We start from the raw sequence: 26,613 nt of genomic DNA, 5'->3' as shown, positions 1-26,613 counted from the left end.
CGGATGCGATAACTTTCTCCAATAAAGAGGCAGCGCCCCGGGGCCGACCGCTCCGGGGCGCTGCTGCGTTTTCAGCGTTTCTGCTGCTTGAGGCGGGTCATGAAGTCGTCGGCTTCGATGGCCTCGGGGGTAAAGCTGTTGTTGTTCCACCAGCTGGCGAGGGCGGCGGCGACGGTGAGGCCGCTGGAAATGAGCTGTTCCAGCTGGGCGCTCTCGATGGGCAGGATGGGCTTGCCCACGGCGCTGAGGACCTGATTGGTCAGGGCCAGAGCCAGCGCAGCGGTGCGGGCCAGAGTGGATGCAGAGATGTTGTGATGAGTCATAGGGAGTACCTCTCTTTCTGATTTCATGATATGTGTGTTGTTGTCAGTCGGCTTCCCGCAGCACGACAGTGCCCGCGAAGATGAGGGTGGCGTCGCCGTCGTAGTAGGCGCTGCCGTGGGCGATGTCGATGAAGCCATTCTCCTCCACCCACCCGGCCTCCACCGAGGGCGGATAGAAGTTGTTGACGGCGGACAGGTACAGCTGATACTCCACGCCTTTTTCCAGCGGAAAACCGCCCATGTCGAGGACGACATCGTTGTAGCCTCGGATGAGTTCCAGCGAGAGGTCCACCAGCGGGGTGGTGGAGCCGTACCGGCGCAGGATGGCCCGCATCTTTCCGGCCACAAAGCCTTTGATGCGGAATTCCAGCGCGCGGAGCAGGAGGCCGGACTTTTTGGCGGTCAGGGGCATGGAAAACTCGGCGTGGGAGGGAGCGGCGTCCCACGCGGGGATGCTGCCGCTGGCGTCGTGGGCCGTCTCGATGCGGTAGACGGCGGGGGTCACGGTGACGGTGCAGCCGTCGCTTTTGGTGTCAGAGACGGCGGTGACGACGGCGGTGCCCTTCTTGAGGCCGGTGACGCGGCCTGCCTCCACCGAGACGACGTCCTCCGGCGAAGCGCTCCAAAGCACCGTCTGGTCGGTGGCGTCCGGGGGCGTGATGGAGACGCTGAGGTCGGCGGAGCTGAGCCGGGGCAGCTCCAGAGTGTGCTGGCTCAGAGCCACCTTCTGGACGGGGATGATGTCCGGCTCAGGCAGGGGCGTGGGCGGCGTGGTGTCCCACAGCTTTTTCAAGGCGGTCAGGTCGTCCTGTGCGCTGCTGCCGGTGTAGTTGGCGGCGTCCAGCAGCTTGAGCAGAAGGGCTTTTTCCTCGCTGCCCAGCCCACTGAGGCGGTCGGCGCTCACGGTGTCGGTGGTCAGTGCGCCGGTGGCGGCATCCACCTTCACCACCCGCACCAGCTGGCCCGCCTGCGGCAGGACGGGGCGGGGCGTCGCCCAGACGTCCAGCGCGTTCAGCCGGACCGCGCCGCTCCTGCCGTTGACGCTCAGGACAGCGCCCTCGCCGGGCGCGTAGGAGGCCGCACGCTCGGCAGCGGCCTCTGCCTGTTCGGCATAGCCTGCGGCCAGCGTGGCGCTGGCGGCGGTCTGCTGGGCCGAGGCTGCCGCCTCGCGGGCGCTCTGCTTGGCGTTCTCCTCGCCGGAGGCCGCCCGCTTGGCGGCCTCGGCGGCGGCGTTGGCGCTGGCGACCACCCGGGCGATGAACTGCTCGTAGACCGAGGGCGTCAGCTCCTCGCCCCCGCCCTCGGTGGGGAGGATGTCGTGGACGTCATATTGGCCGGGCCGGGTGTAGGCGGTGTAGCCCTCGCCGTTGGCGGCGGCCAGCATCCACTCGCCGCTGGCCCAGCCGGTGAAGCTGCGGCCCACCCGGACGCGGCCCGCTTCGTCCAGCTCCAAAGGCTCGGCCAGTGTGCCGTCGGCGTGGCGGATGTGGAGGGTGACGATGCACCCGGCCCACTGCCGGGGCAGGGCAAATTCCAGCCAGTCCACGCCTTCGGCCTTCTGTGCGCCCAGATGCAGCCGGTGGGGCTGGGCGAGAAATTCGGTGCCGCCGAAGTCCCGGGCGGTAATGTTGATCTGCATGGTGAAAACTCCTTTCGTTTGGTTTTGCATCTGGCCTGATTGTAGCGCAGAGCGGCAAGGCGTGGGAGAGTACACTTTTTTATTTGGAATTTGGTGGGTTCGGCATTTTGCCAAACGGCATTTTCGGGGAGAAATTACTCCCTGTTTTTGGCCGGAAAATAAGGGGAAAACAGCCCGTGATTTGTGTCGGAAATGGGCCTGTCAAGGCCGGTTTGACGCCGCAAAGATGCTCTGCGATACTGCAAAAAACGGCCCGGAAAGCGCGGCGGAAATGTTAAAAATATATGAACGGATAAGAGCCGAAAATTGCGAAAAAATCGGAGAGAAACCATTGAATTTCATGAAATCGAGTGAAAACTATGTACAGATTGCACAAAAAACTATGTGAAGCAATTATCAAACCCGAAGCCCTCGATTTGACAAAACGGCTCCGGTCTGCTAAAATAACGTCCGCTCAACACACGTTGCAGCGCATAAAATTCATCACGGTGAAGTGAAAAGCCGCATTTGCGGCGCCCGCTGTGCGGGGTAACTGCGCACAGTTTGGCGGGCCTTGAGATACAGGCCCGCTGTCCATTCCAAAATCTGAAAAGAGAGGAGTTGTCTCGTATCGCTTCCGTCAAATTTAAAAAAGCATTGTCTGGCTGCACCCGTGCAGCCTCGTCCCGTGTGCTGGCGTTCTGCGTCATGGCTGTGTGCCTTCTGTTCACGCTGGCCGTGACCGCCGCAAATCTGCGGCTGACCTACGTCACAGACTCCCACGGTGCGCGGCAGGTGGTCCTCACCTCTGAGAGCGACCCCGCCCGCGTTATGAGCCTTTCCGGCATCGAGGCCGAGGAGGGAGACGAAGTCTACTACACTGCCTTCGCCGGCAGTCTGGCATCCCTGAACATCGAGCGTGCCTTCAGCGTCACCATCGAGGCAGACGGGCAGGAATACCCCGTCCGGATGGTGATGGGCACGGTGGCCGACGCGCTGGAACGCGCCGGCATCACGCTGGATGCGGATGACTACACCGAGCCGGCGCTGAGTGCGCGCGTCACGGCGGGCAGCAAGATCGAAGTCCACCGTGTCGAGTATCAGGATAAGGTGGAGACGCAGGCCGTCCCCTATGACACCGAATATGTCTACACCAGCCTCTACTTCCGCAACACCGGCCGCGCCACTACGATGCAGCACGGCGCGGAGGGCCAGCAGACCGTCACTACCCGCGAGCGCTGGGTGGACGGTGAGCTGGAGAACAGCGTCGTCACCGATGTGACCACCACCGTGGAGCCGACCGACCATGTGGTCAAGACCTACGGCGCAGGTGCGCCTGTCTCGCCCCTGACCGGCCCGGACGGCACCACCAACGCCCCCGCCAGCTACAGCAAAGTCCTCACCGGCAAGGCCACCGGCTACTATTCCAAGTCCGGCAAAGGCTCCTCCGGTCTGGGTCTGGGGTACGGCACCGTGGCCGTTGACCCCAGCGTCATCCCCTACGGCACCCTGCTGTATATCACTTCCACCGACGGCAGCTTCGTCTATGGTTACGCTGTGGCCACGGACACCGGCATCGCCGTGCAGGATGGCCGCATCCTCGTGGACCTGTTCTACGAGACCTACGCGGAGTCGGTCATCAACGGCGCCATCAACGTCAACGTCTATGTCGTGGGCTGATGGGCCTAGAGAAAAACTGAAGCAAAAGAATGGAAAAGCATCCGCTCTGTTTTTGTGCCAAATGCGCGAAAACCGGGGCGGATGCTTCTTTTTTGCCCGGAATCTGTCATGTTTGCTGATAATTCTTGTCTAAAATTGGAGATGTTGTATATATAAGAAAAATATCAACGAAAAGATTATGGTATATTTTCCAAGAAAACCCTTGAAAAATCCGACGAAATTCTTTAATATAAGAGAGTAAAAGGCACAGCGCTGCCCATGCGGCCTGTGCGGGGAGGAGCTGTTTATGAAACCGACTGAGGAAAAGACCCACAGCAATCCATCGGATCTTCCGGTGTATTTGTTCAAGCAGGGCAACAACTGTGAAGCATACCGCTATTTTGGCGCACACATCGAGCAGCGGGCCGGGGAGACGGGCGTGGTGTTCCGCGTCTGGGCACCGCACGCGACGGCCATCAGCGTGGTAGGCGATTTCAATAGTTGGAAACCGGGCAGCCACCCGATGCGCAAGGTGGACGGCGATTCCGTATGGGAGCTGTTCATCCCGGGCATGAAGGAATATGACGTATACAAATACTGCGTGACCACCCGTTCGGGCGACCTCGTCTACAAGGCCGACCCCTATGCGTTCCACGCCGAGACCCGCCCCTCGAACGGCAGCAAGGTCTATGACCTGAACGGTTTTGTCTGGCACGATACGGCATGGCAGAGCGCCCAGAAGAAGGCGGACGTCATCAACGGGCCGATGAACATTTACGAGATGCACGCCGGCAGCTGGAAGATGAAGGAGGGCGGCCTGCCCTACAACTACTCCGAGCTGGCCGACGAGCTGATCCCCTACATCACCGAGATGGGCTACACCCACGTCGAGCTGCTGCCCGTCATGGAGTACCCCTTCGACGGCAGCTGGGGCTATCAGGTGACAGGCTACTTTGCCCCCACCAGCCGCTACGGCACCCCGAAGGACCTGATGGCCTTCGTGGACAAGATGCACGAGGCGGGCATCGGCGTCATCATGGACTGGGTGCCGGCCCACTTCCCGAAAGACCAGTTCGGCCTGTACAACTTCGACGGCGAGGCCTGCTATGAGGACCCGAACCCCAAGCGCGGCGAGCACAAGGAGTGGGGCACGATGGTGTTCGACTTCGGCCGCAGCGAGGTGCAGAGCTTCCTCATCTCCAGCGCCCTCTACTGGCTGGAGCAGTACCACATCGACGGCCTGCGGGTGGATGCCGTGGCCTCCATGCTCTATCTGGACTACAACCGCAAGCAGGGCGAGTGGGAGCCGAACAAGAACGGCGGCAAGGAGAACCTTGAGGCCGTGGCCTTCCTGCAGAAGCTCAACAACACGGTTCTGGGCCGCCACCCCCACAAATACATGATCGCGGAGGAGTCCACCGCATGGCCGATGGTCACAAAGCCTGCTTCGGACGGCGGCCTCGGCTTCAACTTCAAGTGGAACATGGGCTGGATGAACGATATGCTCAGCTACATGAAGACCGACCCGCTCTTCCGCGCAGGCAACCACAACAAAGTCACCTTCAGCTTCTTCTATGCCTTCAGCGAGAACTTCGTGCTGCCCATCAGCCACGACGAGGTCGTCCACGGCAAGGGGAGCCTCATCAACAAGATGCCCGGAGATTATGAGGCCAAGTTCGCAAACCTGCGCACCTTCTTCGGCTACATGATGGCACACCCCGGCAAGAAGCTGCTGTTCATGGGTCAGGAGTTCGGCCAGTTCACCGAGTGGAACGAGGCCAAGCCGCTGGACTGGATGCTGCTGGGCTACGACAAGCACACCGAGCTGCAGACCTACGTCAAGACCCTGAATAAATTCTACAAGGACAATCCCGCCTTCTGGCAGATCGATTACAGCTGGGAGGGCTTCCAGTGGATCGTCCCCGACGACTCACGGCAGAGCGTCGTGGCCTTCCTGCGCAAGGACGCCAGCGGCAAGCAGATCCTCGTGGTCTGCAACTTCAACCCCGTCCTGCGCGAGGGCTATACGCTGGGCGCACCGAACTCCGGCACCTACAAGGAGATCCTGAACAGCGACGACGAGGCGTTCGGCGGCTCCGGCAGCGTCCACAACAAGGCTGTCCGCACCAAGAAGAAGCCGCTCCACGGCTTCGAGCAGAGCATCACCATCACGCTGCCCCCCATGAGCGTGCTCTACTTCGAGGTGCCTGCAAAGCGCACCCGCAAGACGGCGGAGGACAAGGCTGAGGCCAAGACCGAAAAGGCCGCATCCAAGAAGACCGCAAAGACCGCCAAGGCCGAAAAGGCAGAGGAGAAGACCCCTGCAAAGCGCACCCGCAAGCCCAAGGCAGCCCCGGCGGCGGAAGAGAAAGCTCCTGCCAAGCGGGGCCGCAAGCCCAAGACCGAGGCCGCCCCGGCAGAGGAAAAGGCTCCGGCAAAGCGGGGCCGGAAGCCCAAGGCCGAGAAGGCGGAGGAGGCAAAGCCTGCCCGCAAGCCCCGCGCCAAAAAGGCGGATAAGGCCGAAAAATAAGGCAGACGGACCGACCAACATTGTTGAACCATTTCCACCAAATATCAGGAAATGTTTAAAGGGGAGAATAAAGCTATGGCTAAAGAAATCGTGGCAATGATCCTTGCCGGCGGACGTGGCTCGCGCTTGTACGCGCTGACACAGAAAACGGCAAAACCGGCGGTGTCCTTCGGCGGCAAATACCGCATCGTGGACTTCCCGCTGTCCAACTGCGTAAACTCCAGCATCGATACCGTTGGTATTGCGACCCAGTATCAGCCCCAGAAGCTGAACGAGTACATCGGCAACGGCCAGCCTTGGGACCTCGACCGTCTGTACGGCGGCGTCCACACCCTGCCTCCTTATGAGCAGGCAAAGGGCACCGACTGGTACAAGGGCACCGCAAACGCCATCTACCAGAATATCAGCTTCATCGACAGCTATGACCCGGAGTACGTCATCATCCTGTCCGGCGACCAGATCTGCAAGCAGGACTACGCCGACTTCCTCCGTTTCCACAAGGAGAAGGGCGCAGAGTTCTCTGTGGCCGTCATGGAGGTCGATTGGAAGGAAGCATCCCGCTTCGGCCTGATGGTCGCAGACGAGGACGACAAGATCACCGAGTTCCAGGAGAAGCCTCCTGTCCCGAAGTCCAATCTGGCTTCCATGGGCATCTACATCTTCAACTGGGACGTCCTCAAGAAGTATCTGGAAGAGGACGAGGCAGACCCCAACTCCAAGAACGACTTCGGCATGAACATCATCCCCGCGCTGCTGCGGGACGGCCGCAAGATGTATGCATACCACTTCAACGGCTACTGGCGTGACGTGGGCACCATCGACAGCCTGTGGGAAGCCAACATGGAGGTCCTCGACCCCGAGAACTCCGGCATCGACATCTTCGACGAGAAGTGGAAGATCTACAGCCGCAACCCCGTGCTGCCCGCCCAGAAGATCGGCCCCCGCGCCGTGGTGCAGGACTCCCTCATCACCGAGGGCTGCCAGATCTACGGCCGCGTCGAGCACTCTGTCCTGAGCGCCGGCGTCGTGGTGGAAGAGGGCGCAACGGTGAAGGATGCCGTCCTGATGGATGGCGTCGTGGTCAAGGCAGGCGCAGTGGTCAAGCGCTGCATCCTCGCTGAGAACGTCGTGGTGGGCGCAGGTGCCAAGGTCGGCGGCGACGGCCCCATCGCACATGTCGGCACCGGTCTGACCATCGGCGCAGGCGCTACCGTCAAAGAGGGCGCCAAAGTATTTGATTCCGTCAAGGAGGGCGAGGAAGTATGCTGAGCCAGAACAACAATGCGTTGGGCATCATTTTCCCCAACAGCTATGATAATACCGTCCCTGAGCTTGTGACCGAGCGCGCAATGGCCTCGATCCCCTTCGCAGGCCGTTACCGCATGGTGGACTTTGTCCTGTCCAGCATGGCCAACTGCGGCATCTCCAACGTGTCCATCGTGGTGCGTAAGAATTACCACTCTCTGATGGACCATCTGGGCACCGGCCGCGAGTGGGATATGGCCCGCCGCCATGGCGGCCTGAACATCGTCCCGCCCTTTGCAGAGAAGGGCGTGCGCATCTACTCGGGCCGCGTCGAGGCTCTTGGCTCCATCCTGAGCTTCCTCGAGAACCAGAAGGAGCGCTATGTGGTCATGAGCGATGCCAACATCGCCATCAACTATGATTTCAACGCCCTGCTGGCTGCCCATCAGGCCAGCGGCGCAGACGTCACCGTGGCCTACCAGAAGACCGAGATCCCCGAGGGCCGCAAGAACGACAACTACACCCTGACCGTCGATGCCGACGGCCGCGTGACTGAGCTGCTGTTCAACGACTACCGCCCCGGCAAGCAGAACCTCGACCTGAACATCTACGTCATGGAGCGCCAGACCCTCATCAAGCTGGTCAAGGACGCTGCCGCCCGCGGCCTCATCTACTTTGAGCGCGACATTCTGGCCCACAACGTCAACATCCTGAACATCCACGCTCTGGAATACACCGGCTATGTGGCCCATGTCTGCGACATGAAGAGCTACTTCGACGAGAACCTGAAGCTCATCGACGAGAAGAACCTGAACGCCCTCTTCCCCAAGAAGAACCCTGTCTACACCAAGATCCGCGACGACAACCCCACCCGCTATGTCACCGGCTCCAACGTCAGCAACTCCCTGCTGGCCGACGGCTGCGTCATCGAGGGCACCGTCGAGAACTGTGTGCTGTTCCGCGGTGTCAAGGTCAAGAAGGGTGCCGTCGTCAAGAACTGCGTCCTGATGCAGGACACCGTGGTGGAGGCTGGCGTCGAGCTTGACTGCGTCGTGACGGACAAGAACGTCCGCATCACCGCCGACAAGAAGCTGAGCGGCACCAAGAGCTTCCCCGTCTACGTTCAGAAGAGCCACATCGTCTGATCGACCTTGAATCTCCCATAGGGGCGGCTCCCTCCCCGGTAGCCCCTCTTAAAGAGGGGCGGGGGCACTGTGTGCCCCCGCCCGCTCTTTTTGCCGCAGCGGGAGGAGATACGACATCTGTTTTATCAGGAAGGAGCGAATCTTATGAAGATCCTGTATGCTGCTTCGGAAGCAACCCCCTTTGCGAAGTCCGGCGGTCTGGCCGACGTGGCTGGCTCTCTGCCCAAGGCTCTGGTCAAGGACGGCGTGGACGCCCGCGTCATCATGCCCCTGTACGGCGACCTGAAGTTCCGCGACAAGCTGGAATATGTGACCAACTACTCCGTCCCTGTGGGCTGGCGCAGCCAGTACTGCGGCCTGTTCAAGGCTGAGGTCAACGGCGTGACCTACTACTTCCTCGACAACGAGTATTACTTCAAGCGCCGTGGTCTCTACGGCTTCTACGACGACGGCGAGCGTTTCGCCTTCTTCTCCCGCGCCGTGCTGGAGACCCTGTTTTACATCGACTTCACCCCCGACATCATCAACTGCAACGACTGGCAGACCGCTCTGGTGCCGGTGTACCTGAACCTGTACTATCGCCATCTGGACAAGTTCAACCGCATCAAGACCATCTTTACCATCCATAACATCGCCTATCAGGGCAAGTACGGCACCGAGATCCTGGAAGACACCTGCGGCATCGGCCGCCGCGACCAGCATATCGTGGAGTACGATGGCTGCGCCAACTTCATGAAGGGCGCCATCGAGACGGCGGATAAGATCACCACCGTCAGCCCCACCTATGCACAGGAGATCCTCGACCCGTGGTTCAGCTACGGTCTGGACGCCCTGCTGCGGGAGAAGCAGTACAAGCTCTGCGGCATCCTGAACGGCATCGACATGGAGGCCAACGACCCTGCCACCGACCCCCACATCGCCTGCAACTACGACATCAACAGCTTCGAAACGGGCAAGGCAAAGTGCAAGGAGGCCCTGCAGGATAAGTTCGGCCTCCACAAGGACGGCAGCCCCGTCTTTGCGATGGTCAGCCGCATGGTCGGCATGAAGGGCTTCGACCTCGTCCAGAGCGTGGCTGACGGCCTCGTGGACCGCGGCATCGAGCTGGTCATTCTGGGCAGCGGCGAGAGCCAGTACGAGAACTTCTTCTCGGACCTGTGCGGCCGTCACCCGGGCCGTGTGGGTACCTACATCGGTTTCGAGCCGACCCTGTCTCAGGAGATCTACGCTGGTGCAGACGCCTTTATCATGCCGTCCAAGAGCGAGCCTTGCGGTCTGGCCCAGATGGTCGCCTGCCGTTACGGCACGCCTCCTATCATCCGCGAGACCGGCGGCCTGCGGGACTCCATCCACGACTGCACCCTCGGCGAGGGCAACGGCTTCACCTTCGCGGGCTACAGCGCCCACGAGCTGTACGACGCCTGCTGCCGTGCACAGGATCGCTACTACAGCAAGGAAGACTGGCATAACCTCGTCAAGTACGATATGGAGTGCGACTTCAGCTGGGATGTCTCCGCCAAGAGCTATGAAGGCCTCTACAACGAGACCGCAAACCTCTGGTAAGGGATAGACCAAAGACTCATTTCCGCCCCGGCGGGTACTGCAATGCGCAGCGCCCGCCGGGGCTTTTTGCATCTATCGGCGATTTGACGAATCGGGGCGGTGAAATTTGTCAAATCGACAAATTTTCTCTGGGAACTTGACAAAAGTGCAGGGGGGGGGGTAAACTGCGGATAGAACATCCGTCCGAAACGATGGATGAAAAAATGGGGAGGAATTTTTTATGAAACTGTGGAAAAAAGCTGCTGCTGCCGTTCTGGCCGCAGTCATGTCTCTCACCCTTCTGACGGGCTGCTCTGGCGGCGGTGGTGGTGCAAGCGTGACTTATACCCGTGATACGGAAAAAGAGAAACAGGTCACGGAGTGGATTCAGAACTATGCAAAGTCTGCCGCAGGGATTACATTGGTAGAGGATGCAGATGTGGTGGATGCGTCTGACAAAGTAGTGGCGGATGCTATCAACGCTGTAAATCTGAATAGGACAAAACCGAACAGCCCGGAAGCGAAACAGGCTCAGATTAAAATGTATGCAAATGTAGCGAATGTATTAGGACCGAAGAAAAAAGCTGGTATGCCGATGGCTGCTGCGTTTGCTGCAAAAGTGACCCCAGAGGGAATGAAAAATTTACTTGATGAATATGGCAAGCAGGTATGGAAGTCGTTTAAGGACGCAGGTATAAAGCCTTCTATGATTGGAGTGGTTGTAACATCTGTAAATGATGACGGTTTGGTTTATGTGATTGTTACGATTGCGGGGAATACTACAACGTAAGAGTCCTAAGAGCAAAGTGTGAAAAATCTGGCGTACTGAAGTGTGCGCCAGATTTTTTGTGTTTTCAACAAATCGAATTTAAAAAGCGCTTTTTCTGCCTCAAATGGGGAAGAATGATGGAAGAGGCGGAGAAGATGAGGGCCGGGGCGGAAAAACTTTTGGTTAGAAGTGACGAACTTCTCCGCATTTATAGAATTTTGCTAAAAATAGGTGGAAAATTGATTGAATTTTACAGCCGGTTTGAGTATAATGGGGAGTAAAGAATCTTCGTTCAATGCTTAACATCCCGGTCCGGAGAAAAAACAGAGCGTGCCGGGAAGCGCACACAGAGGGGGGCCGGACGGTGAAGGGCTGGTATAAAGCGCTGGAAGATCTGGTCTGGCTGACCCAGCTGGGGCTGAATATGCTGCTGCCGCTGGTGATGTGTCTGGGCGGCTGCTGGTGGGCCGTCAGCCGCTGGGGCTGGCCTATGTGGGTGTATCTGCCCGCTGTGCTGCTGGGGCTTGCCGCCGGGGCGCAGAACTTCTGGGTCTTCGTCAAAGAGCGGCTCGACCGCACCAAAAAGGACAAGCCCCGCCGGACGGGCTTCAACTCGCATCTATGAGATAAGGGAGACATCGATCTATGAAATTACAGCCGGAATCCAAAAAGGAGCTGCTCCGCATCGCGGGCGGCACGGCATTCTGCACCGTCGTTTTGTGGGTGCTTTTCGCGGCGCTGCATCTGGTGGGCTGGGTGAGGTTCGACTACACCGTCATCCTCGGCAGCCTCGTGGGCGCGGCCGTCGCCGTCGGCAACTTTGCGGGCATCTGCTTCGTGGTCCAGAAGATCATCGACGAGCCGGACGAGAAGCGCCGCAAGGCAACATTACAGCTTTCCTACAACAGCCGGATGCTCCTGCAGGCGCTGTGGGTGGTGGTGGCCATCGCGGCCCCCTGCTTCCAGCCCTTTGCCGGTGTGCTGCCGCTGTTTTTCCCTCGTGTCACCATTTATTACCTGCAAATAACGGGTAAGTACAAACCGCTCGCGCCGAAGGCAGAGCCGGTGGACGTCTCGGTGGAGGACGACCCCGCGCCTGCCGACGCACAGCAGTCCGCACCCGATGAAAAAGGGGGTGAAACGTAACAAATGGAACTGAACGGCGCAAAGATCCTGTATACCATCCATACCAATATCCCTGTGCTGGGCGATTTTAAGATCACCCAGACCCTTGTGAGCACATGGATCGTCATGGCGCTGCTCTCGGCTCTGGCTTTCTGGCTGGGGCGTGACCTCAAGCTGGAAAACGTCTCCAAACGGCAGGCCGCCGCCGAGTTCATCGTGGAACGGCTGGACCAGTTCGTCCACGACAACATGGGCTATCACTTCGATAAGTTCATCCCGCTGGTGGGTGCTATCTTTGCACTCAGCATCGGCTGCAACCTCATCAGCGTGGTGGGCCTGTGGAGCCCCACGGCAGACCTGAACACCGAGGCGGCATGGGCCATCGTGGTGTTCATCATCATCATGTACTACAAGATCAAGACCAACGGCATCCTCGCCTACCTGAAGGGCCTGCTGGACCCCATCTTCCTGATGGCGCCCATCAATGTGCTGTCGGAGGTATCCACCCCCGTCAGCATGGCCTTCCGTCACTTCGGCAACATCCTGTCCGGTACCGTTATCTCCACCCTGCTGTACTGGGCACTGGCGAGCCTGAGCCATGTCATTTTTGGCTGGCTGCCCGGCTTCCTGAGCCAGCTTCAGCTGTTCCAGATCGGCATCCCGGCCTTTACGGGCCTCTATTTCGACTGGTTCGGCGGCTGCATTCAGGCGTTCATCTTCTGTACCCTGACCACCATCTTCATCAAACGTGCTGCCGGTGAGGAGTAAGCCTCCCGCCCGGCATCCCCCAAAAACAAACATTTTCAGGAGGACACAAACTATGACTGACTTTCAATTCCTTGCTCGTGGTATCGCTCTGGCTGGCTGCGGCATCGGCGCAGGCTGCGCACTGATCGCAGGTATCGGCCCCGGCATCGGCGAAGGCAACGCTGCCGCTGCTGCCTGTGAGGCTGTCGGTCGTCAGCCCGAGTGCAAGAGCGACGTGACCAGCACCCTGATCCTCGGCGTCGCACTGTCTGAGACCACCGGTATCTACGGCTTCGTCACCGGCCTGCTGCTCATCTTCCTCGCACCCGGTATGTTCATGAACTACCTGCAGTAAGCGCTCCTTTCTGAGCTTGATTTCAAGAGAAAGGGGAGACGCTTATGCAACTTTATCAGGCACTGATCACGCTGGATGGCTGGACGTTTCTGGCTCAGGTCTGCAACCTGATGATCCAGCTCGTGATCTTCAAAAAGCTGCTGCTGAACCCGGTCAAAAAAGTCATCGCGGAGCGCAAGGCCAAGGCGGACAGCCAGATCGCAGACGCCGAAAAGCTGCGCGCCGAGGCTGAGGCCATGAAGGCGGAGTATGAGCAGAACCTGCAGAATGCCCGCGCCGAGGCCGGCCAGATCGTAGCTTCCGCCCAGAAGACGGCTGCCGCCCGCGGCGAGGAGCTGCTGGGCGAGGCCCGTGCTCAGGCCGCTGCCCTCAAGCAGAAGGCCGAGGCCGACATTGCGCAGGAGCGCAAGAAGGCCGTCAACGAGGTAAAGGACGAGATCGGCGGCATGGCGATGGAGATCGCCTCCAAAGTGGTCGAGCGCGAGATCAAGGAAGCCGACCATCAGGATCTGATCGACGAATTTATCAAAAACGTGGGTGAAGCATCATGACCGAGACTGCAAGGATGTACGGCGGGAGCCTGTACGACCTGGCCGCGGAGGAAGGGCTGGACGAGCGCATTCTGGGTGAACTGGAAGGCGTGACCGCCCTGCTGAACGGGGACGCTGAGTATCTGCATCTGCTCAGCATCCCCAGCATCCCCAAGAAAGAGCGCTGTGCGCTGTTGGACGAGGCCTTCCGCGGGCAGGTCCACCTCTATGTGCTCAACTTTATGAAGCTGCTGTGCGAAAAGGGCGCTCTGCGGGAGCTGCCGGGCTGTGCCCGGGCCTACCGTCTGCGCTACAATGAGGCCCACGGCATTCTGGAGGCCACCGCCGTCTCCGCTGTGCCCCTCACGGCAGAGCAGACCACCCGCCTCCACGAAAAGCTGGAAAAAGTCACCGGTAAGCACATCGACCTCAAAACGAAGGTCGAGCCTGCCGTGCTGGGAGGCATCCGGCTGGACATCGAAGGCACCGAGCTGGACGGCACCGTCCGCAATCGTCTCGCCGGCCTGCGCAGCAGCATCGCGGCGGCAACGCTGTAAAATCAATACGAAGCTCTCCGGCGAAAGCGAGGCCCGGCTGCTCTCAGAGCCGCAAGGCGATGAGATGCAGCAAGACCGGCTTTGGCTGAGAGGGCATCCACCCGAAAGTTTACAAAGAATTGAGTGGTGAAGACACAACAATGCAACTGAAACCTGAAGAGATCTCCAAGATCATCCGTGCTCAGATCAAGCATTACGAAAATGTCATCGAGCAGAGCGAGGTCGGCACGGTCATTCTGGTGGGCGACGGCATCGCCCGCGCCAGCGGTCTGGAAAAGTGCATGGCAGGCGAGCTGCTCCAGTTTGAGAACGGCGAGTACGGCATGGCGCAGAACCTCGAGGAGAACACCGTCTCCATCGTTCTGCTGGGTTCCGACGTCGGCATCAAGGAGGGCAGCACCGTCAAGCGCACCGGCAAGGTCGTGTCCGTCCCGGTGGGCGAGGCACTGATCGGCCGCGTCGTCAACGCACTGGGCCAGCCCATCGACGGCGCCGGCCCCATCGAGACGACGGAGTTCCGCCCCATCGAAAGCCCGGCCCCCGGCATCATCGAGCGCCAGCCCGTCAAGGAGCCGCTCCAGACCGGCATCAAGGCCATCGACTCCATGATCCCCATCGGCCGCGGCCAGCGTGAGCTGATCATCGGCGACCGCCAGACCGGCAAGACCACCATCGCGTCCGATACCATCATCAACCAGAAGGGCAAGGACGTCATCTGCATCTACGTCGCCATCGGCCAGAAGCGCTCTACCGTGGCAAACCTCGTCCAGAGCCTCACCGAGGCCGGGGCCATGAGCTACACCATCGTGGTGTCGGCCACGGCCTCCGAGCTGTCGCCGCTGCAGTATATCGCGCCCTACTCCGGCTGTGCCATGGGCGAGTATTTCATGCACAAGGGCAAGCACGTCCTCATCATCTACGATGACCTGTCCAAGCACGCCGTCGCTTACCGTGCCCTGTCGCTGCTGATCCGCCGTCCCCCGGGACGTGAGGCCTACCCCGGCGACGTTTTCTATCTGCACTCCCGTCTGCTGGAGCGCGCGGCCAAGCTCTCCGACGAGCTGGGCGGCGGCAGCCTGACGGCTCTGCCCATCATCGAGACGCAGGCGGGCGATGTGTCCGCCTACATCCCCACCAACGTCATCTCCATCACCGACGGCCAGATCTTCCTTGAGACGGAGCTGTTCCACTCGGGCGTCATGCCGGCCGTCAACCCCGGCATCTCGGTCTCCCGTGTCGGCGGCAACGCCCAGATCAAGGCCATGAAAAAGGTGGCCGGCACCCTGAAGCTCATCTACTCCCAGTACCGCGAGCTGCAGTCCTTCGCACAGTTCGGCTCCGATCTGGACGCCGACACCAAGGCCCGTCTGGCACAGGGCGAGCGCATCGTGGAGGTGCTGAAGCAGAACCGCTCGGCCCCCGTTGCGGTGGAAAAGCAGGTGGCCATCCTCTACGCGACCATCCACGACTACCTTGTGAACATCAAGGTGCCCGCCGTGGCAGAGTACGAGAAGGGCCTGTACGAGTATCTGGATGCCGATGCTGCCGGTGCCTCTGTGATGGAGACCATCCGCACCACCGGCAAGCTGGAAAAGGACGCCGAGGAAGCTCTGAAAGGCGTGCTGTCCGCTTACACTGAGAGCTTTATCAAGGCGCACTGACAGGAAGGAGGCGTAACGCATGGCAGGTTCCATGAAGGACATCAAGCTGCGCATCAAAAGCGTAGAGAGTACCATGCAGATCACCAAGGCTATGGAGCTGGTGGCTTCCTCCAAAATGCGCCGTGCCAAGGAGCGGGTGGAGCACAGCCGCCCCTACTTTGAAACGCTGTATGAATCGCTGACCAAGATCGCGGCGGCGGACCCCCGTGCCCGCAACCCCTATCTGCGCCGGGACGAGATCAAGCGCACCCTGCTGGTGGTCATCGCGGGCGACCGCGGACTGGCGGGCGGCTATAACGCCAATGTGTTCAAGCAGGCCGACGCTGCCGGAGGTCCCGCCATCGTCCTGCCCATCGGTAAGCGCTCGGCGGAGTATTTCGCCCACCACGAGGCCGACCTGTTCACCCACGAGGTGCTGCTGGCGGCGGACGTGTCCGTGAGCGAGTGCTTCACCCTGTCCCACCAGATAACGGAGGGCTTCCTCAAGGGCGAGTACGACGCGGTGAAGCTCTGCTATACCCGCTTCGACTCCATGATGACCCAGACGGCCATCACCCTTGAGGTGCTGCCCCTGACCATCGAGCCTACAGAGGCCCAGAAGGCCGAGGCACGCCGGAGCCAGATCCTGTACAAGCCCAGCAGCGAGGAAGTGTTCGGCGCGATCATCCCCGAGTATGTGGCCGGTGTCCTCTACGGCGCAGTGTGCGAGAGCGTAGCCAGCGAGCTGGCCGCCCGCCGCACGGCCATGGATGCCGCCACCAAGAACGCCGGTGAGATGATAGAGCATCTGAATCTGTATTACAACCGCGCCCGTCAGGCCGCCATCACGCAGGAGATCACCGAGATCGTGGCTGGTGCGGAGAATTAACAAATGAATCAACCTCTCAGTCTCGCTATCGCTCGACAGCTCCCCTACCGAGGGGAGCCTCTGGCGAAGAGGTAAGGCTTTGCGGAATGCCAAGGCCTCCCCTCGGTAGGGGAGGTGGCAGCGCGTCAGCGCTGACGGAGAGGTTTAAGAGAAGGAGTTGTAGCCTATGTCCGAAAAACACATCGGCAAGGTGATCCAGGTCATCGGCCCGGTGCTGGACATCCAGTTCAAGGATGGCGAGCTGCCGGATCTGCTCAACGCCATCGAGATCGACAACCACGGCCAGAAGCTGGTGGTCGAGGTGGCGCAGCTGACCGGTGACAATGTCGCCCGCTGCATCGCCATGAGCAGCACCGACGGTCTGGTGCGCGGCACCGAGGCCGTGGACACCGGCGAGTCCATCAAGGTGCCCGTCGGCGACCAGTGTCTGGGCCGCGTGTTCAACCTGCTGGGCGAGCCGGTGGACAACAAGCCCGCCCCCACCCCGGAGGCCTACTGGCCCATCCACCGCCCCGCTCCCAGTTATGAGGAGCAGCAGTCCACCACCGAGATCCTCGAGACCGGCATCAAGGTCGTTGACCTCATCTGCCCCTACGCCAAGGGCGGCAAGATCGGCCTGTTCGGCGGTGCCGGTGTCGGCAAGACCGTCCTCATTCAGGAGCTGATCTATAACATCGCCACCGAGCACAACGGCTACTCGGTGTTCACCGGTGTCGGCGAGCGCACCCGTGAGGGCAACGACCTTTACGGCGAGATGACCGAGAGCGGCGTCATCAACAAGACGGCGCTGGTCTACGGCCAGATGAACGAGCCTCCCGGAGCGCGTATGCGTGTGGCACTGTCCGGCCTGACCATGGCGGAGTACTTCCGCGATGTCAAGAATCAGGACGTGCTGCTCTTCATCGACAACATCTTCCGCTTCACGCAGGCTGGCTCTGAGGTGTCGGCTCTGCTGGGCCGTATGCCCTCCGCCGTCGGCTACCAGCCCACGCTGGCCACCGAGATGGGCGCGCTGCAGGAGCGCATCACCTCCACCCGCAAGGGTTCCATCACCTCGGTGCAGGCCGTCTACGTCCCCGCCGACGACCTGACCGACCCGGCCCCTGCCACCACCTTCACCCATCTGGATGCCACCACCGTTCTGAGCCGCGACATCGCCTCTCAGGGCATCTACCCCGCTGTGGACCCGCTGGACTCCACCAGCCGCATCCTCAGCCCGGAGGTCGTGGGTCAGGAGCATTATGAGATCGCCCGCGCCGTCCAGAAGGTGCTGCAGCGCTACAAAGAGCTGCAGGACATCATCGCCATCATGGGCATGGACGAGCTGAGCGAGGAAGACAAGCGCACGGTCAGCCGCGCCCGCAAGGTGCAGCGCTTCCTGAGCCAGAGCTTCCACGTTGCAGAGCAGTTTACCGGTATGCCCGGCCAGTACGTCCCGCTGAAGGAGACGCTGCGCGGCTTCCGCATGATCCTGAACGGCGAGTGCGACGACCTGCCCGAGAGCGCCTTCCTGTTCGCGGGCACCATCGACGATGTGTTCGCTAAGGCGAAGAAGGGGTAAACCATGACGACCTTTCATCTGACGGTGGTCACACCGGACGGCTGCGCCTTTGAGGGGCAGGCCGAGCGTGTGGTCTGCCGCGCCATCGACGGCGACCTCGCCATTCTGGCCAAGCACGGCGACTACTGCACCGCGCTGGGCATGGGTGAGGCGCACATCGTCGATGCCGACGGCCAGCGCCGCTGTGCCGCCTGCATGGGCGGGATGCTCACCGTGCTGGACGGGGAGGTGCGTCTGGTGGCCACCACATGGGAGTGGGCCGAGCAGATCGACCACGCCCGCGCCGAGGCGGCGAAAAAGCGTGCCGAAGAGCTTCTGGCCCGCAAGGATCTCGACCGCCGCGAGTACGAGATGGCACAGGCCCGCCTCAAGCGTGCGCTGGTGCGTACCTCCATCAAGAATTGACCACAGGAACGAAAAAACCGGGGTCCCGTCAGGGATCCCGGTTTTTTGCGGTAGAGCAGCTCAGAGCATATTTGCTTTCTCGATGAGGCTGCGGATGTGGTGGGCCAGCATCTCGATGGCGGTGGTGTTCTCGCCGCCATTGGGGACGATGATGTCGGCGTTCCGCTTGCTCGGCTCGACGAAAGCCTCGTGCATGGGCTTGACGGTGGTGAGATACTGATGGATGACGCTGTCGAGGGAGCGGCCGCGCTCCTTGACGTCCCGCACCAGACGGCGCAGGATGCGCTCGTCGGCGTCGGTGTCCACGAAGATCTTATAGTCGAACATGGCGCACAGCTCCGGCTCCACGAAGGGCAGGATGCCCTCCACGATGAGGACGGGGGCCGGCTCGATGTGCTGCACCTCGTTGCTGCGGTTGTGGTCGGCGTAGTCGTACACCGGGCAGTCGATGGCGCGGCCGGCCTTCAGCTCCTGTAAGTGGTAGATGAGCAGGGCGTTGTCGAAGGCGTCCGGGTGGTCATAGTTCAGCTTGCAGCGCTCCTCAAAGGGCAGCTCGTCGTGGCGCTTGTAGTAGCTGTCGTGGGAGATGAGGCGCACTTCGTCCTCCCCGAAAAGGGCCTTGAGCCGACAGGCCAGAGTGGTCTTGCCGCTGCCGGAGCCGCCTGCGATGCCGATGATGAGATTGTTCATGTTCCAAAAACCTCCGCGTGCCGATTGTGGTAGAAAAAATCCCCCAAATGGGGTATAATATCCTTACCCTACATAATAACACATTTCGCTCTGTTTTGACAGGGCCGAATACCTGCTGGGAGGCATTTTGATGAAAAAAATCGTTCCTGCCCCGTACATCGACCAGACCGAGCGCTGGGTCAACGGCTGCGAGAGCATCAGCAGTGTCATGCTGCTGCAGGCTGTGGGCATCGGCATCGACCCCGATACCTTCATCGCCCGCGACCTGCCCCACGCCCCCTACTGGGAGCAGGACGGCAGGCTCTACGGCCCCGACCCGTGGCAGGTCTACCCCGGAGACCCCCACGACCACACCGGCTACGGCTGCTACGCGCCCTGCATCGTGAAAGCGCTGAACAGCGCCTTGGAGCACGAGGGCGCAGCCGACCGGTTCGAGGTCGTGGACGAGAGCGGCAAGACGGCGGCCCAGCTGTGCAGCTACCTCGACGCAGGGATGCCGGTGGTGTTCTGGGCCACGCTGGACTTCCAGCCTGTGCCCGAGAAGCGGGACCACTGGCTGCTGGCCGACGGCACCGACTTTGCATGGAAGTGCAACGAGCACTGTCTGCTGCTGGTGGGCTATGACGAGGAAAATTACTGGTTCAACGACCCATGGCACGACCACGGCGTCTGCCCCCAGCCCAAGCAGCTGGTGGAGGACTGCCACGCGGCGCAGGGGATGTTTGCCGTCACCCTCCGCCCGAAAGGAGAAGCATGAAGAAGGAAAACTTTTCGCAGAACATGAAAGACCGGATGCAGCAGTTTGAGGACGGCGGCCTCCGGCTCCTGAAAAAGGGCCAGAAGGGGATCGTCCACGCCATCTTCAGCCGCTTCGGGCTGGTGCTGCTGCTGATGCTGCTGCAGGTCGGGGTGCTGTGGGGCGTCTTCCGGTGGTTCGGCACCCTGCTGCCCCATTACTTCGGCGGCAGCGTTGCGGTATCGGTCTTCATGGTGGTCTACATCCTCAACAGCCGGATGGACAACAGCGCCAAGATCACATGGATGGTCACCATCGCCATCCTGCCCGTGGTGGGCGTGCCCCTGTTTTTCTACGTCAAGAGCAACTTTGGCCACAACGCCCTTCAGAAGCGGGCGGCCAGCCTCACCGAGGAGGCCCGGGGCTTGCAGCCCCAGCCCCTCGCCGCAGCAGAGGCGCTGGAAGAGGCCGACCCCGGCGCGGCCTCGCTGGCACGGTATCTCCACGGCAGGGGCGGCGGCTTCCCGGTCTACCAGAACACGGAGGTGACCTACTTCCCCGGCGGCGAAGCCAAGTTCGCAGAGCTGCTGCGCCAGCTGGAAAAGGCAGAGCGATACATCTTTCTCGAGTACTTCATCATCGACGAGGGCCTTATGTGGGGCAGGATCCTCGAGGTGCTGGCCCGGAAAGCCGCCGAGGGCGTGGACGTCCGGGTCATGTACGACGGCACCTGTGAGTTTTCGACCCTGCCCCGGGACTATCCCCGCCGCCTTGAGAAGCTGGGCATCCAGTGCCGGGTGTTTGCGCCCGTCCAGCCCTTCGTCTCCACCCATTACAACTACCGCGACCACCGGAAGATCCTCGTCATCGACGGGAAGGTAGGCTTCACCGGCGGCGTGAACCTCGCCGATGAGTACATCAACCACATCGAGAAGTATGGCTGCTGGAAGGACGCCGCCGTCATGCTGGAGGGGGAGGGCGTCCGGACGCTGACCATCCTCTTCCTTGAGATGTGGAGCATCCGCCGGGAGTCGGAGTTCGATAAATTCCTCTCCGCGCCGCCCTATTCCGTCCCGGCAAAGGGCTTCGCCGCCCCCTACGGCGACTGTCCGCTGGACGGGGAGCGAGTGGGCGAGATGGTCTACATCGACCTGCTCAACCGCGCCAAGCGCTACATCCATATCATGACGCCCTACCTCATCCTCGACGGCGAGCTGGAAACGGCCCTCAAGTTCGCGGCAGAGCGGGGCGTAGACGTCCACCTCATCCTGCCCCATGTGCCGGATAAAAAATTCGCCTACGCGCTGGCAAAGACCCATTATGCCTCCCTGCTGGACTCGGGGGTCAGGATCAGCGAGTGGCTGCCCGGCTTTGTCCATGCGAAGGTCTTTGTAGTGGACGACTGCGAGGCCGTGGTGGGTACCATCAACCTCGACTACCGCAGCCTCTACCATCATTTTGAGGATGCAGTCTGGATGAAGGACACCGCCTGCATCCCCGCCATCGAGAAGGATTTCCAGAAAACGCTGGAATTCTGCCGCGATGTCGAGCCGACCCGGGAGAGCATCTGGGAGGGCAAGACCCTGCTCCATCTGGCGGGTGTGCTGCTCAAAGTCATCGCGCCGCTGCTATAAAGAAACCTCTCAGGCAAAGCCGAAGGCTTTGACTGAGAGGTTTCTCTTATGACAAATAATCCTTATCCAGCGAGAAGCCCCGGCCGCTGACCTCGGTGACATGGCTCACGATGAGGAAGCAGGTGGGGTCGATGCTGTGGGCCAGCTTTTCCAGCCGGGGCAGTTCCCGGTTGGACACGATGCTCAGCAGCACCGCGCTGGGTTCGCGGGTGTAGCCGCCCTCGCCGTGGAGGATGGTCACGCCGCGGTCCAGCTGGGCGAGGATGGCCGCACAAATGGCGTCGGACTGGCTGCTGACGATCTTCACTTCGGTGCGGCTGGCACCCAGCATCAGCATCTTGTCCATGACGATGGTGTGGATGAGCACCATCACGACGCCGTAGAGCACCTGCTGCACCGGGCTGAACACGGCCTGCATCAGCAGCACCGCGATGTCGAAGGTCAGCATGGTGGCCGACACCGGCAGCTTGAACCACTTGTTGAGCACCAGCGGTGGGATGTCAAGGCCGCCGGTGGATGCGCCGGAGCGGATGACAAGGCCCAGCGCCACACCGATGCCGAGGCCCGAAAAAACGGTGCAGAGGAAGATGTCCTCCGTCAGCACCCGGCCTGCCAGCAGCCCTTCAAAGAGGCCGAGAAAGGCCGGGCTGAGGACGCTGCTGGCCAGCGTGTTGAGGGCAAAGGCCCGGCCAAGGACCGCCCAGCCCCAGACCAGCATAGCAAGGTTGATGAAGAGCAGCAGCCCCGAGACGGGCAGCCCCGTCAGCCGCCCGATGGCCAGCGCGATGCCGGTGGCACCGCCGGTGATGAGGCCCGAAGGCTCGAGGAAGAGGGCCACCGCCAGCGAGTAGAGCGCATTGCCTAAGAGGATGGAGGCCCAGTTCCGGGCCAGCTGTTTCCAGTGCGTATTCTGAATCATATCATTTACCTCCCGTATCATCCCTTCTATCATACCGGAAACCGGCAAAAAAATCCACGCCCGGCGGCCTGCCGCGGCGTGGATTTTTGTTCATCCGACAGATGAAAGCCCCATCGGCTCAGTCTTCGTCCAGCAGACGCAGACCGGCGGTGTCGGTGACGGGCAGGGAGAAGACGATGGCACCGGCCTTCTTGTCTGCCCCGTCCATGATGGACTTCATGATCTGGTTCTTTTCGCTGGTGCGGGCGACGATGAGCACCAGCTCCTTCTCGTTCACGAGGTCGATGCCCATGAACTTGGCTGCACCCTCCATGCCGGTGCCCTTGGCGTGGATGACGGTGCCGCCGCCGGCCCCTGCGGCGCGGGCTGCGTCCATGATGGAGCCGGTGTAGCCCTGATTGGCGATGACGAGAAGCAGGTCGTAACGGGTATCTTTCAAGGTGCTTTCCTCCTTCAGCTCAAGGGTCTGGTGCTCGGTAAGGAACAGCAGGGCGCGCTTGCCGCCGATGCTGCTCACCGGGACGATGAATGCGATGCCGGTGCCCGGCACATCGATGCGCATCTGACGGCGCAGGGCTTTCTGGATGCGGGGCCAGCTGTCCGCCGTAATGACGGCAAAAAGGACGGCCTTTTCGCTCTTTTCCAGCCCGAGGGTGGAAAGCGTCTCCTGAATGGCGGTGCCTGCGCCCACGGTGCGCAGGCTGACATTGACGCCAAAGCTCTGATAAAGCTTTAAAAAGGCGTCTGTCGTGGGGCGGTCGGTGATGGTGACCAGCCAGTAGAGCGTATTCACGGCAAGACCTCCTTACAGCTCGATGATGGCGTCGTCCGGCAGGTCAGCCAGCAGGGCGGCAGTGTCCAGCAGGGGCTGGGCGCTGCGGGCCTTGCGGGTCTTGAGCTGGGCCACAAGGCCCATGAGCTGGACGGTGATGAGGGGGGTCATGGCGACCATGGCCACCACGCCGAACGCGTCGGTGACGATGTTGCCGCCCACGGCGATGCAGGCCCCCTGCGCCAGCGGCAGCAGGAAGGTGGCCGTCATGGGGCCGGAGGCCACGCCGCCGGCGTCGAAGGCGATGGCAGTGTAGAGCTTCGGCACCACAAAAGAGATGCTGATGGCGAAGAGGTAGCCCGGGATGAGGAACCAGAGGATGGAGATGCCGGTCAGCACCCGCACCATCGCAAGGCCCACCGAGAGGGAGACGCCTGCCGAGAGGGCCGCGCCCATGGTCCCGGCGGAGATGGCTCCGTCGGTGACTTCCTCCACCTGCTTGTTGAGGACATAGACCGCAGGCTCGGCCCGGACGATGAAGTAGCCGATGAGCATCCCGATGGGGATGAGGAGCCAGCGGCTGCTCTGGCCGCCCAGCACCTGACCGAGGTAGTTGCCGGCGGGCATGAAACCGATGTTCGCGCCGGTGAGGAAGAGCACGAGGCCGATGTAAGTGTAGACGAGGCCCACCCCGATGCGGCCCAGCGTCCGCCGGTCGATGCGGAGCGCCACCAGCTGGAAGATGCCGAACATCACGATGATGGGCAGCAGGGAGAGGGCGATCTCGTGCAGATAGGTGGGCAGTCCCTCGCCGAACAGCTGCCACAGCTCCACCGAGTCGCCCACTTCGGGGATGACGGGCGGGATGTAGCTGCTCTCGCTGGCGTTGAAGACGATGCCGAGAATGAGGACGGCGAGGATGGGGCCGACGGAGCAGAGGGCCACAAGGCCGAAGCTGTCGTCCGCTGCGTGGCGGTCAGAACGGATGGCCGAGACACCGACGCCCAGAGCCATGATGAAGGGAACGGTCATGGGACCCGTGGTGACGCCGCCGGAGTCAAAGGCTACGGCGAGGAACTCCTTCGGCACGAAGGCGGCCAGAAGGAAGATGGCTGCATAGAAGATCACCAGCAGCCGGGGGAGCGGGATGCTCAGCAGCATACGCAGGAAGGCCATGACGAGGAAGAGGCCCACGCCCACGGCCACCGAGAGGATGAGGGTCATGTTGGGGATGGAGGGCACTTGGTTTGCAAGCACCTGCAGGTCCGGCTCCGAGATGGTGATGAGGAAGCCCAGCAGGAAGCCTGCCCCGATGATGAGGAAGATGTTCTGGCTGCGGGTGAGCATGGCGCCGACCCGTTCGCCCATCGGCGTCATGCTCATCTCCGCGCCCAGCGTGAAGAACATGATGCCGACGACGATCATGGCCGCACCCAGCAGAAAGCAGAGCAGGATGCTCGGGGAAACGGGGGCAATGCTGAAACAGAGGATCAGCACGATGGCCGCGATGGGCAGAACGGCCTGAAGCGCCTCCAGCAGCTTTTCCCGGAGCTTGGGGAGGGATGATCTGATAATGGTGTCCACCAGCCTTTCTCACCCGGCAGCAGGGCCGCCGGGCGTTCAAAATGAGAAATGTATCCTTTATAAGTATACAAAAACAGACAAAAGTTCGTCAACGGGAGAACGGCTAAGATTGGCAAAGACATATAAATGTTACAAAAAGAAAAGGCTGCTTGACAGGCAATCTCTCCGTTACGCCTGCGGCGTGCCGAAGCCCGGCCTTGCTGAGCGAAGCGGGACGGAGAGGTTTATGACAAACAGCCTTTTCAATATACAATGTTAGATGCCCTGCTTCGTCAGAACGTCGGAAGTCGGGGTGGAGAACACCGGGATGTCGGCGTAGGGGTCGGGGGCGGTGTCGGCGGGCAGGGACTTCATGTAAGCGTCCATCGACTCGGCCACCTTCTTGGCGATGGCTACGGCTTCGACGACGGTGCGCGCGCCCATGACGGCGTCACCGCCGGCGAACACGCCCTCACGGGTGGTGCTGCCATCTTCGTTGACGGTGAGCAGACCGCGCTGGTTGGTCTCGATGCCGGTGGTGGTCTTGACGAGGGTGCTTTCGGAACCCTGACTGACCGAGACGATCACGCCGGTATGGGGGTAGAAGGTCTCGCTGCCCTCCACCTGCGTGAATCTGCCGTCCTCGCCCTTTACGGTGTCGCGGCAGATGATGCCGTTCTTCCGGATCTCGACGGGGGCCTTGCAGAAGCGGAAGCCCACGCCCTCGAGCTTTGCGTACCGCACCTCATGCTCGGAGGCGCTGATGCACTCCTCGTCGCGGCGGGCGTAGCAGGTGACGTGGCGTGCGCCGTTGCGGATGGCGGTGCGGGCACAGTCCATGGCGGAGTTGCCCACGCCGATGACGGCGATGTCATCGCCCAGCTGGAAGGCCTTGGAGTTGGCGAGGTAGTCGATGCCGAAGGCCACGTTGCCCAGCGTCTCGCCCTTGATGTGCATGGCGTTGGCCTTCCAGAGGCCCGCGCCGATGAAGACGCTCTTGTAGCCGTCCCGGAACAGGTCGTCAATGGTGATGGTCTTGCCGATGGCGGTGTTGGGGCGGACATGGATGCCCTTCAGCTCGAGGTGACGGTACTGGAAATCGTCCAGCACGCTGTCGGGCAGGCGGTAGTTGGGGATGCCGTACCGCATGACGCCGCCGATCTTGTCCCGGGCGTCGAAGATGGTGATGTCATAGCCCCAGCGCGCCAGCAGGACGGCGACGGTCAGGCCCGCAGGCCCCGAGCCGACCACAGCGGCCTTCATCCCGTTCTTGGGGGCGGGGCCGGAGGTCATCTTGTTGGCGTAGGTGGTGGAGATGTAGTCCTCGATGATGGAGAAGTGGACGGGGTCGTGGCTGGGCATCCGGTTGCGGACGCAGTGGCCCTCGCACTGGTTCTCATGGTTGCACACGAGGCTGCACACAGTGGTCAGGGGGTTGTTTTCGAAGAGCATCCTGCCGGCGTCGTCCAGATGATTGTCCTTGAGCAGACGGATGACCTCGGGGATGTTGGTGTGGATGGGGCAGCCCTGCTGGCACAGCGGCTTTTTGCAGCCGAGGCAGCGGTTGGCTTCGTCCAGAACGTGAAGTGCCATGGTTCCTCCTTGTGCCTGTTGTGCAGGCGGCGTGTTGTATCCAAGTTTCTTTACTATAATACACCG

At 61.2% G+C, this 26,613-nt stretch carries 26 protein-coding genes; 19 read left to right on the top strand and 7 right to left on the bottom strand.

From position 1 onward, the window contains the following. Positions 1-71: 71 nt before the first annotated feature. Both MTP38_RS12000 and MTP38_RS11995 read right to left on the bottom strand, forming a co-directional pair. Positions 72-323, bottom strand: coding sequence for a phage holin (locus tag MTP38_RS12000; protein WP_227620182.1), 252 nt, complete (start codon positions 321-323; stop codon positions 72-74). 43 nt (positions 324-366) lie between these two features. Continuing rightward, positions 367-1,962 (bottom strand): Ig-like domain-containing protein, encoded by a 1,596-nt coding sequence (locus MTP38_RS11995; RefSeq protein ID WP_249233682.1) that lies wholly within the window; start codon positions 1,960-1,962, stop codon positions 367-369. 61 nt (positions 1,963-2,023) lie between these two features. Between MTP38_RS11995 and MTP38_RS11990 the strand changes: the two genes are divergently transcribed. The 17 genes from MTP38_RS11990 to atpC all read left to right on the top strand — a co-directional run bounded on the left by MTP38_RS11990 (position 2,024) and on the right by atpC (position 18,640). Beyond that, the gene (locus MTP38_RS11990; RefSeq protein ID WP_249233681.1) at positions 2,024-2,350 is read left to right on the top strand and encodes a hypothetical protein; all 327 of its coding nucleotides are present in this window, start codon (positions 2,024-2,026) and stop codon (positions 2,348-2,350) included. 212 nt (positions 2,351-2,562) lie between these two features. Next, positions 2,563-3,621, top strand: a complete 1,059-nt coding sequence (locus tag MTP38_RS11985) for a 3D domain-containing protein (RefSeq protein WP_249233680.1) — start codon at positions 2,563-2,565, stop codon at positions 3,619-3,621. Positions 3,622-3,907: 286 nt separating this feature from the next. Beyond that, positions 3,908-6,130, top strand: coding sequence for a 1,4-alpha-glucan branching protein GlgB (glgB, locus tag MTP38_RS11980; RefSeq protein ID WP_249233679.1), 2,223 nt, complete (start codon positions 3,908-3,910; stop codon positions 6,128-6,130). A gap of 75 nt (positions 6,131-6,205) precedes the next feature. Continuing rightward, on the top strand, positions 6,206-7,399 hold the full coding sequence (locus MTP38_RS11975; protein WP_227620188.1) for a glucose-1-phosphate adenylyltransferase: 1,194 nt from the start codon (positions 6,206-6,208) through the stop codon (positions 7,397-7,399). Then, positions 7,393-8,520 carry a glucose-1-phosphate adenylyltransferase subunit GlgD gene (glgD, locus tag MTP38_RS11970; RefSeq protein ID WP_249233678.1) on the top strand — a complete coding sequence of 376 codons (1,128 nt, stop codon included), beginning with the start codon at positions 7,393-7,395 and terminating at the stop codon, positions 8,518-8,520. Before MTP38_RS11975 ends, glgD begins: the two co-directional genes overlap by 7 nt. 144 nt (positions 8,521-8,664) lie before the next feature. Next, complete coding sequence (locus tag MTP38_RS11965) at positions 8,665-10,083, top strand: glycogen synthase (RefSeq protein WP_249233677.1); 1,419 nt, start codon at positions 8,665-8,667, stop codon at positions 10,081-10,083. Positions 10,084-10,303: 220 nt separating this feature from the next. After that, positions 10,304-10,852 carry a hypothetical protein gene (locus MTP38_RS11960; RefSeq protein WP_249233676.1) on the top strand — a complete coding sequence of 183 codons (549 nt, stop codon included), beginning with the start codon at positions 10,304-10,306 and terminating at the stop codon, positions 10,850-10,852. A 343-nt stretch (positions 10,853-11,195) separates the two neighbouring features. After that, on the top strand, positions 11,196-11,456 hold the full coding sequence (locus tag MTP38_RS11955; protein ID WP_249233675.1) for an AtpZ/AtpI family protein: 261 nt from the start codon (positions 11,196-11,198) through the stop codon (positions 11,454-11,456). Positions 11,457-11,476: 20 nt separating this feature from the next. Further along, positions 11,477-11,977, top strand: a complete 501-nt coding sequence (locus MTP38_RS11950; RefSeq protein WP_249233674.1) for an ATP synthase subunit I — start codon at positions 11,477-11,479, stop codon at positions 11,975-11,977. A 3-nt stretch (positions 11,978-11,980) separates the two neighbouring features. Then, a complete protein-coding gene (locus MTP38_RS11945) occupies positions 11,981-12,724 on the top strand; it encodes a F0F1 ATP synthase subunit A (protein ID WP_227621668.1) in 744 nt (247 codons plus the stop codon). Positions 12,725-12,776: 52 nt separating this feature from the next. Then, complete coding sequence (atpE, locus tag MTP38_RS11940) at positions 12,777-13,058, top strand: ATP synthase F0 subunit C (RefSeq protein WP_015564615.1); 282 nt, start codon at positions 12,777-12,779, stop codon at positions 13,056-13,058. A 44-nt stretch (positions 13,059-13,102) separates the two neighbouring features. Beyond that, positions 13,103-13,609, top strand: coding sequence for a F0F1 ATP synthase subunit B (gene atpF / locus MTP38_RS11935; protein WP_249233673.1), 507 nt, complete (start codon positions 13,103-13,105; stop codon positions 13,607-13,609). After that, on the top strand, positions 13,606-14,145 hold the full coding sequence (atpH, locus tag MTP38_RS11930; RefSeq protein WP_249233672.1) for an ATP synthase F1 subunit delta: 540 nt from the start codon (positions 13,606-13,608) through the stop codon (positions 14,143-14,145). Before atpF ends, atpH begins: the two co-directional genes overlap by 4 nt. A gap of 140 nt (positions 14,146-14,285) precedes the next feature. Next, positions 14,286-15,806 carry a F0F1 ATP synthase subunit alpha gene (gene atpA / locus MTP38_RS11925; RefSeq protein ID WP_227621664.1) on the top strand — a complete coding sequence of 507 codons (1,521 nt, stop codon included), beginning with the start codon at positions 14,286-14,288 and terminating at the stop codon, positions 15,804-15,806. Positions 15,807-15,825: 19 nt separating this feature from the next. After that, on the top strand, positions 15,826-16,674 hold the full coding sequence (atpG, locus tag MTP38_RS11920) for an ATP synthase F1 subunit gamma (RefSeq protein WP_227621663.1): 849 nt from the start codon (positions 15,826-15,828) through the stop codon (positions 16,672-16,674). Positions 16,675-16,840: 166 nt separating this feature from the next. Next, positions 16,841-18,235, top strand: a complete 1,395-nt coding sequence (gene atpD / locus MTP38_RS11915; RefSeq protein WP_015564620.1) for a F0F1 ATP synthase subunit beta — start codon at positions 16,841-16,843, stop codon at positions 18,233-18,235. 3 nt (positions 18,236-18,238) lie between these two features. Beyond that, on the top strand, positions 18,239-18,640 hold the full coding sequence (gene atpC, locus MTP38_RS11910) for an ATP synthase F1 subunit epsilon (protein WP_227621662.1): 402 nt from the start codon (positions 18,239-18,241) through the stop codon (positions 18,638-18,640). A 60-nt stretch (positions 18,641-18,700) separates the two neighbouring features. On the opposite strand, the gene udk is transcribed toward atpC, so the two are convergent. Continuing rightward, positions 18,701-19,330 carry a uridine kinase gene (gene udk / locus MTP38_RS11905; protein WP_227621661.1) on the bottom strand — a complete coding sequence of 210 codons (630 nt, stop codon included), beginning with the start codon at positions 19,328-19,330 and terminating at the stop codon, positions 18,701-18,703. Positions 19,331-19,460: 130 nt separating this feature from the next. Between udk and MTP38_RS11900 the strand changes: the two genes are divergently transcribed. Further along, a complete protein-coding gene (locus MTP38_RS11900; protein ID WP_249233671.1) occupies positions 19,461-20,087 on the top strand; it encodes a C39 family peptidase in 627 nt (208 codons plus the stop codon). Further along, positions 20,084-21,700: a phospholipase D-like domain-containing protein gene (locus tag MTP38_RS11895; RefSeq protein WP_227621658.1), complete on the top strand. Its 1,617-nt coding sequence runs from the start codon at positions 20,084-20,086 to the stop codon at positions 21,698-21,700. The genes MTP38_RS11900 and MTP38_RS11895 overlap by 4 nt, the downstream gene beginning before the upstream one ends. A gap of 46 nt (positions 21,701-21,746) precedes the next feature. Here the strand turns inward: MTP38_RS11895 and MTP38_RS11890 are convergent, their stop codons facing one another. The 4 genes from MTP38_RS11890 to MTP38_RS11875 all read right to left on the bottom strand — a co-directional run bounded on the left by MTP38_RS11890 (position 21,747) and on the right by MTP38_RS11875 (position 26,547). Continuing rightward, a complete protein-coding gene (locus MTP38_RS11890; protein WP_249233670.1) occupies positions 21,747-22,619 on the bottom strand; it encodes a YitT family protein in 873 nt (290 codons plus the stop codon). A gap of 118 nt (positions 22,620-22,737) precedes the next feature. Further along, on the bottom strand, positions 22,738-23,412 hold the full coding sequence (locus MTP38_RS11885; RefSeq protein ID WP_249233669.1) for a P-II family nitrogen regulator: 675 nt from the start codon (positions 23,410-23,412) through the stop codon (positions 22,738-22,740). 12 nt (positions 23,413-23,424) lie between these two features. Further along, complete coding sequence (locus MTP38_RS11880; protein WP_249233668.1) at positions 23,425-24,975, bottom strand: DUF1538 domain-containing protein; 1,551 nt, start codon at positions 24,973-24,975, stop codon at positions 23,425-23,427. 255 nt (positions 24,976-25,230) lie between these two features. Beyond that, positions 25,231-26,547 carry an NAD(P)-dependent oxidoreductase gene (locus MTP38_RS11875; RefSeq protein WP_249233667.1) on the bottom strand — a complete coding sequence of 439 codons (1,317 nt, stop codon included), beginning with the start codon at positions 26,545-26,547 and terminating at the stop codon, positions 25,231-25,233. Positions 26,548-26,613 lie beyond the last annotated feature (66 nt).

Origin of the sequence: Faecalibacterium sp. I3-3-89 (genome assembly GCF_023347275.1) — a bacterium.
In the GTDB taxonomy this organism is placed as follows: Bacteria; Bacillota; Clostridia; order Oscillospirales; family Ruminococcaceae; genus Faecalibacterium; species Faecalibacterium butyricigenerans.
Note: the sequence above shows the minus strand (reverse complement) of the source record. Positions and strands in the feature narration are given on the sequence as shown.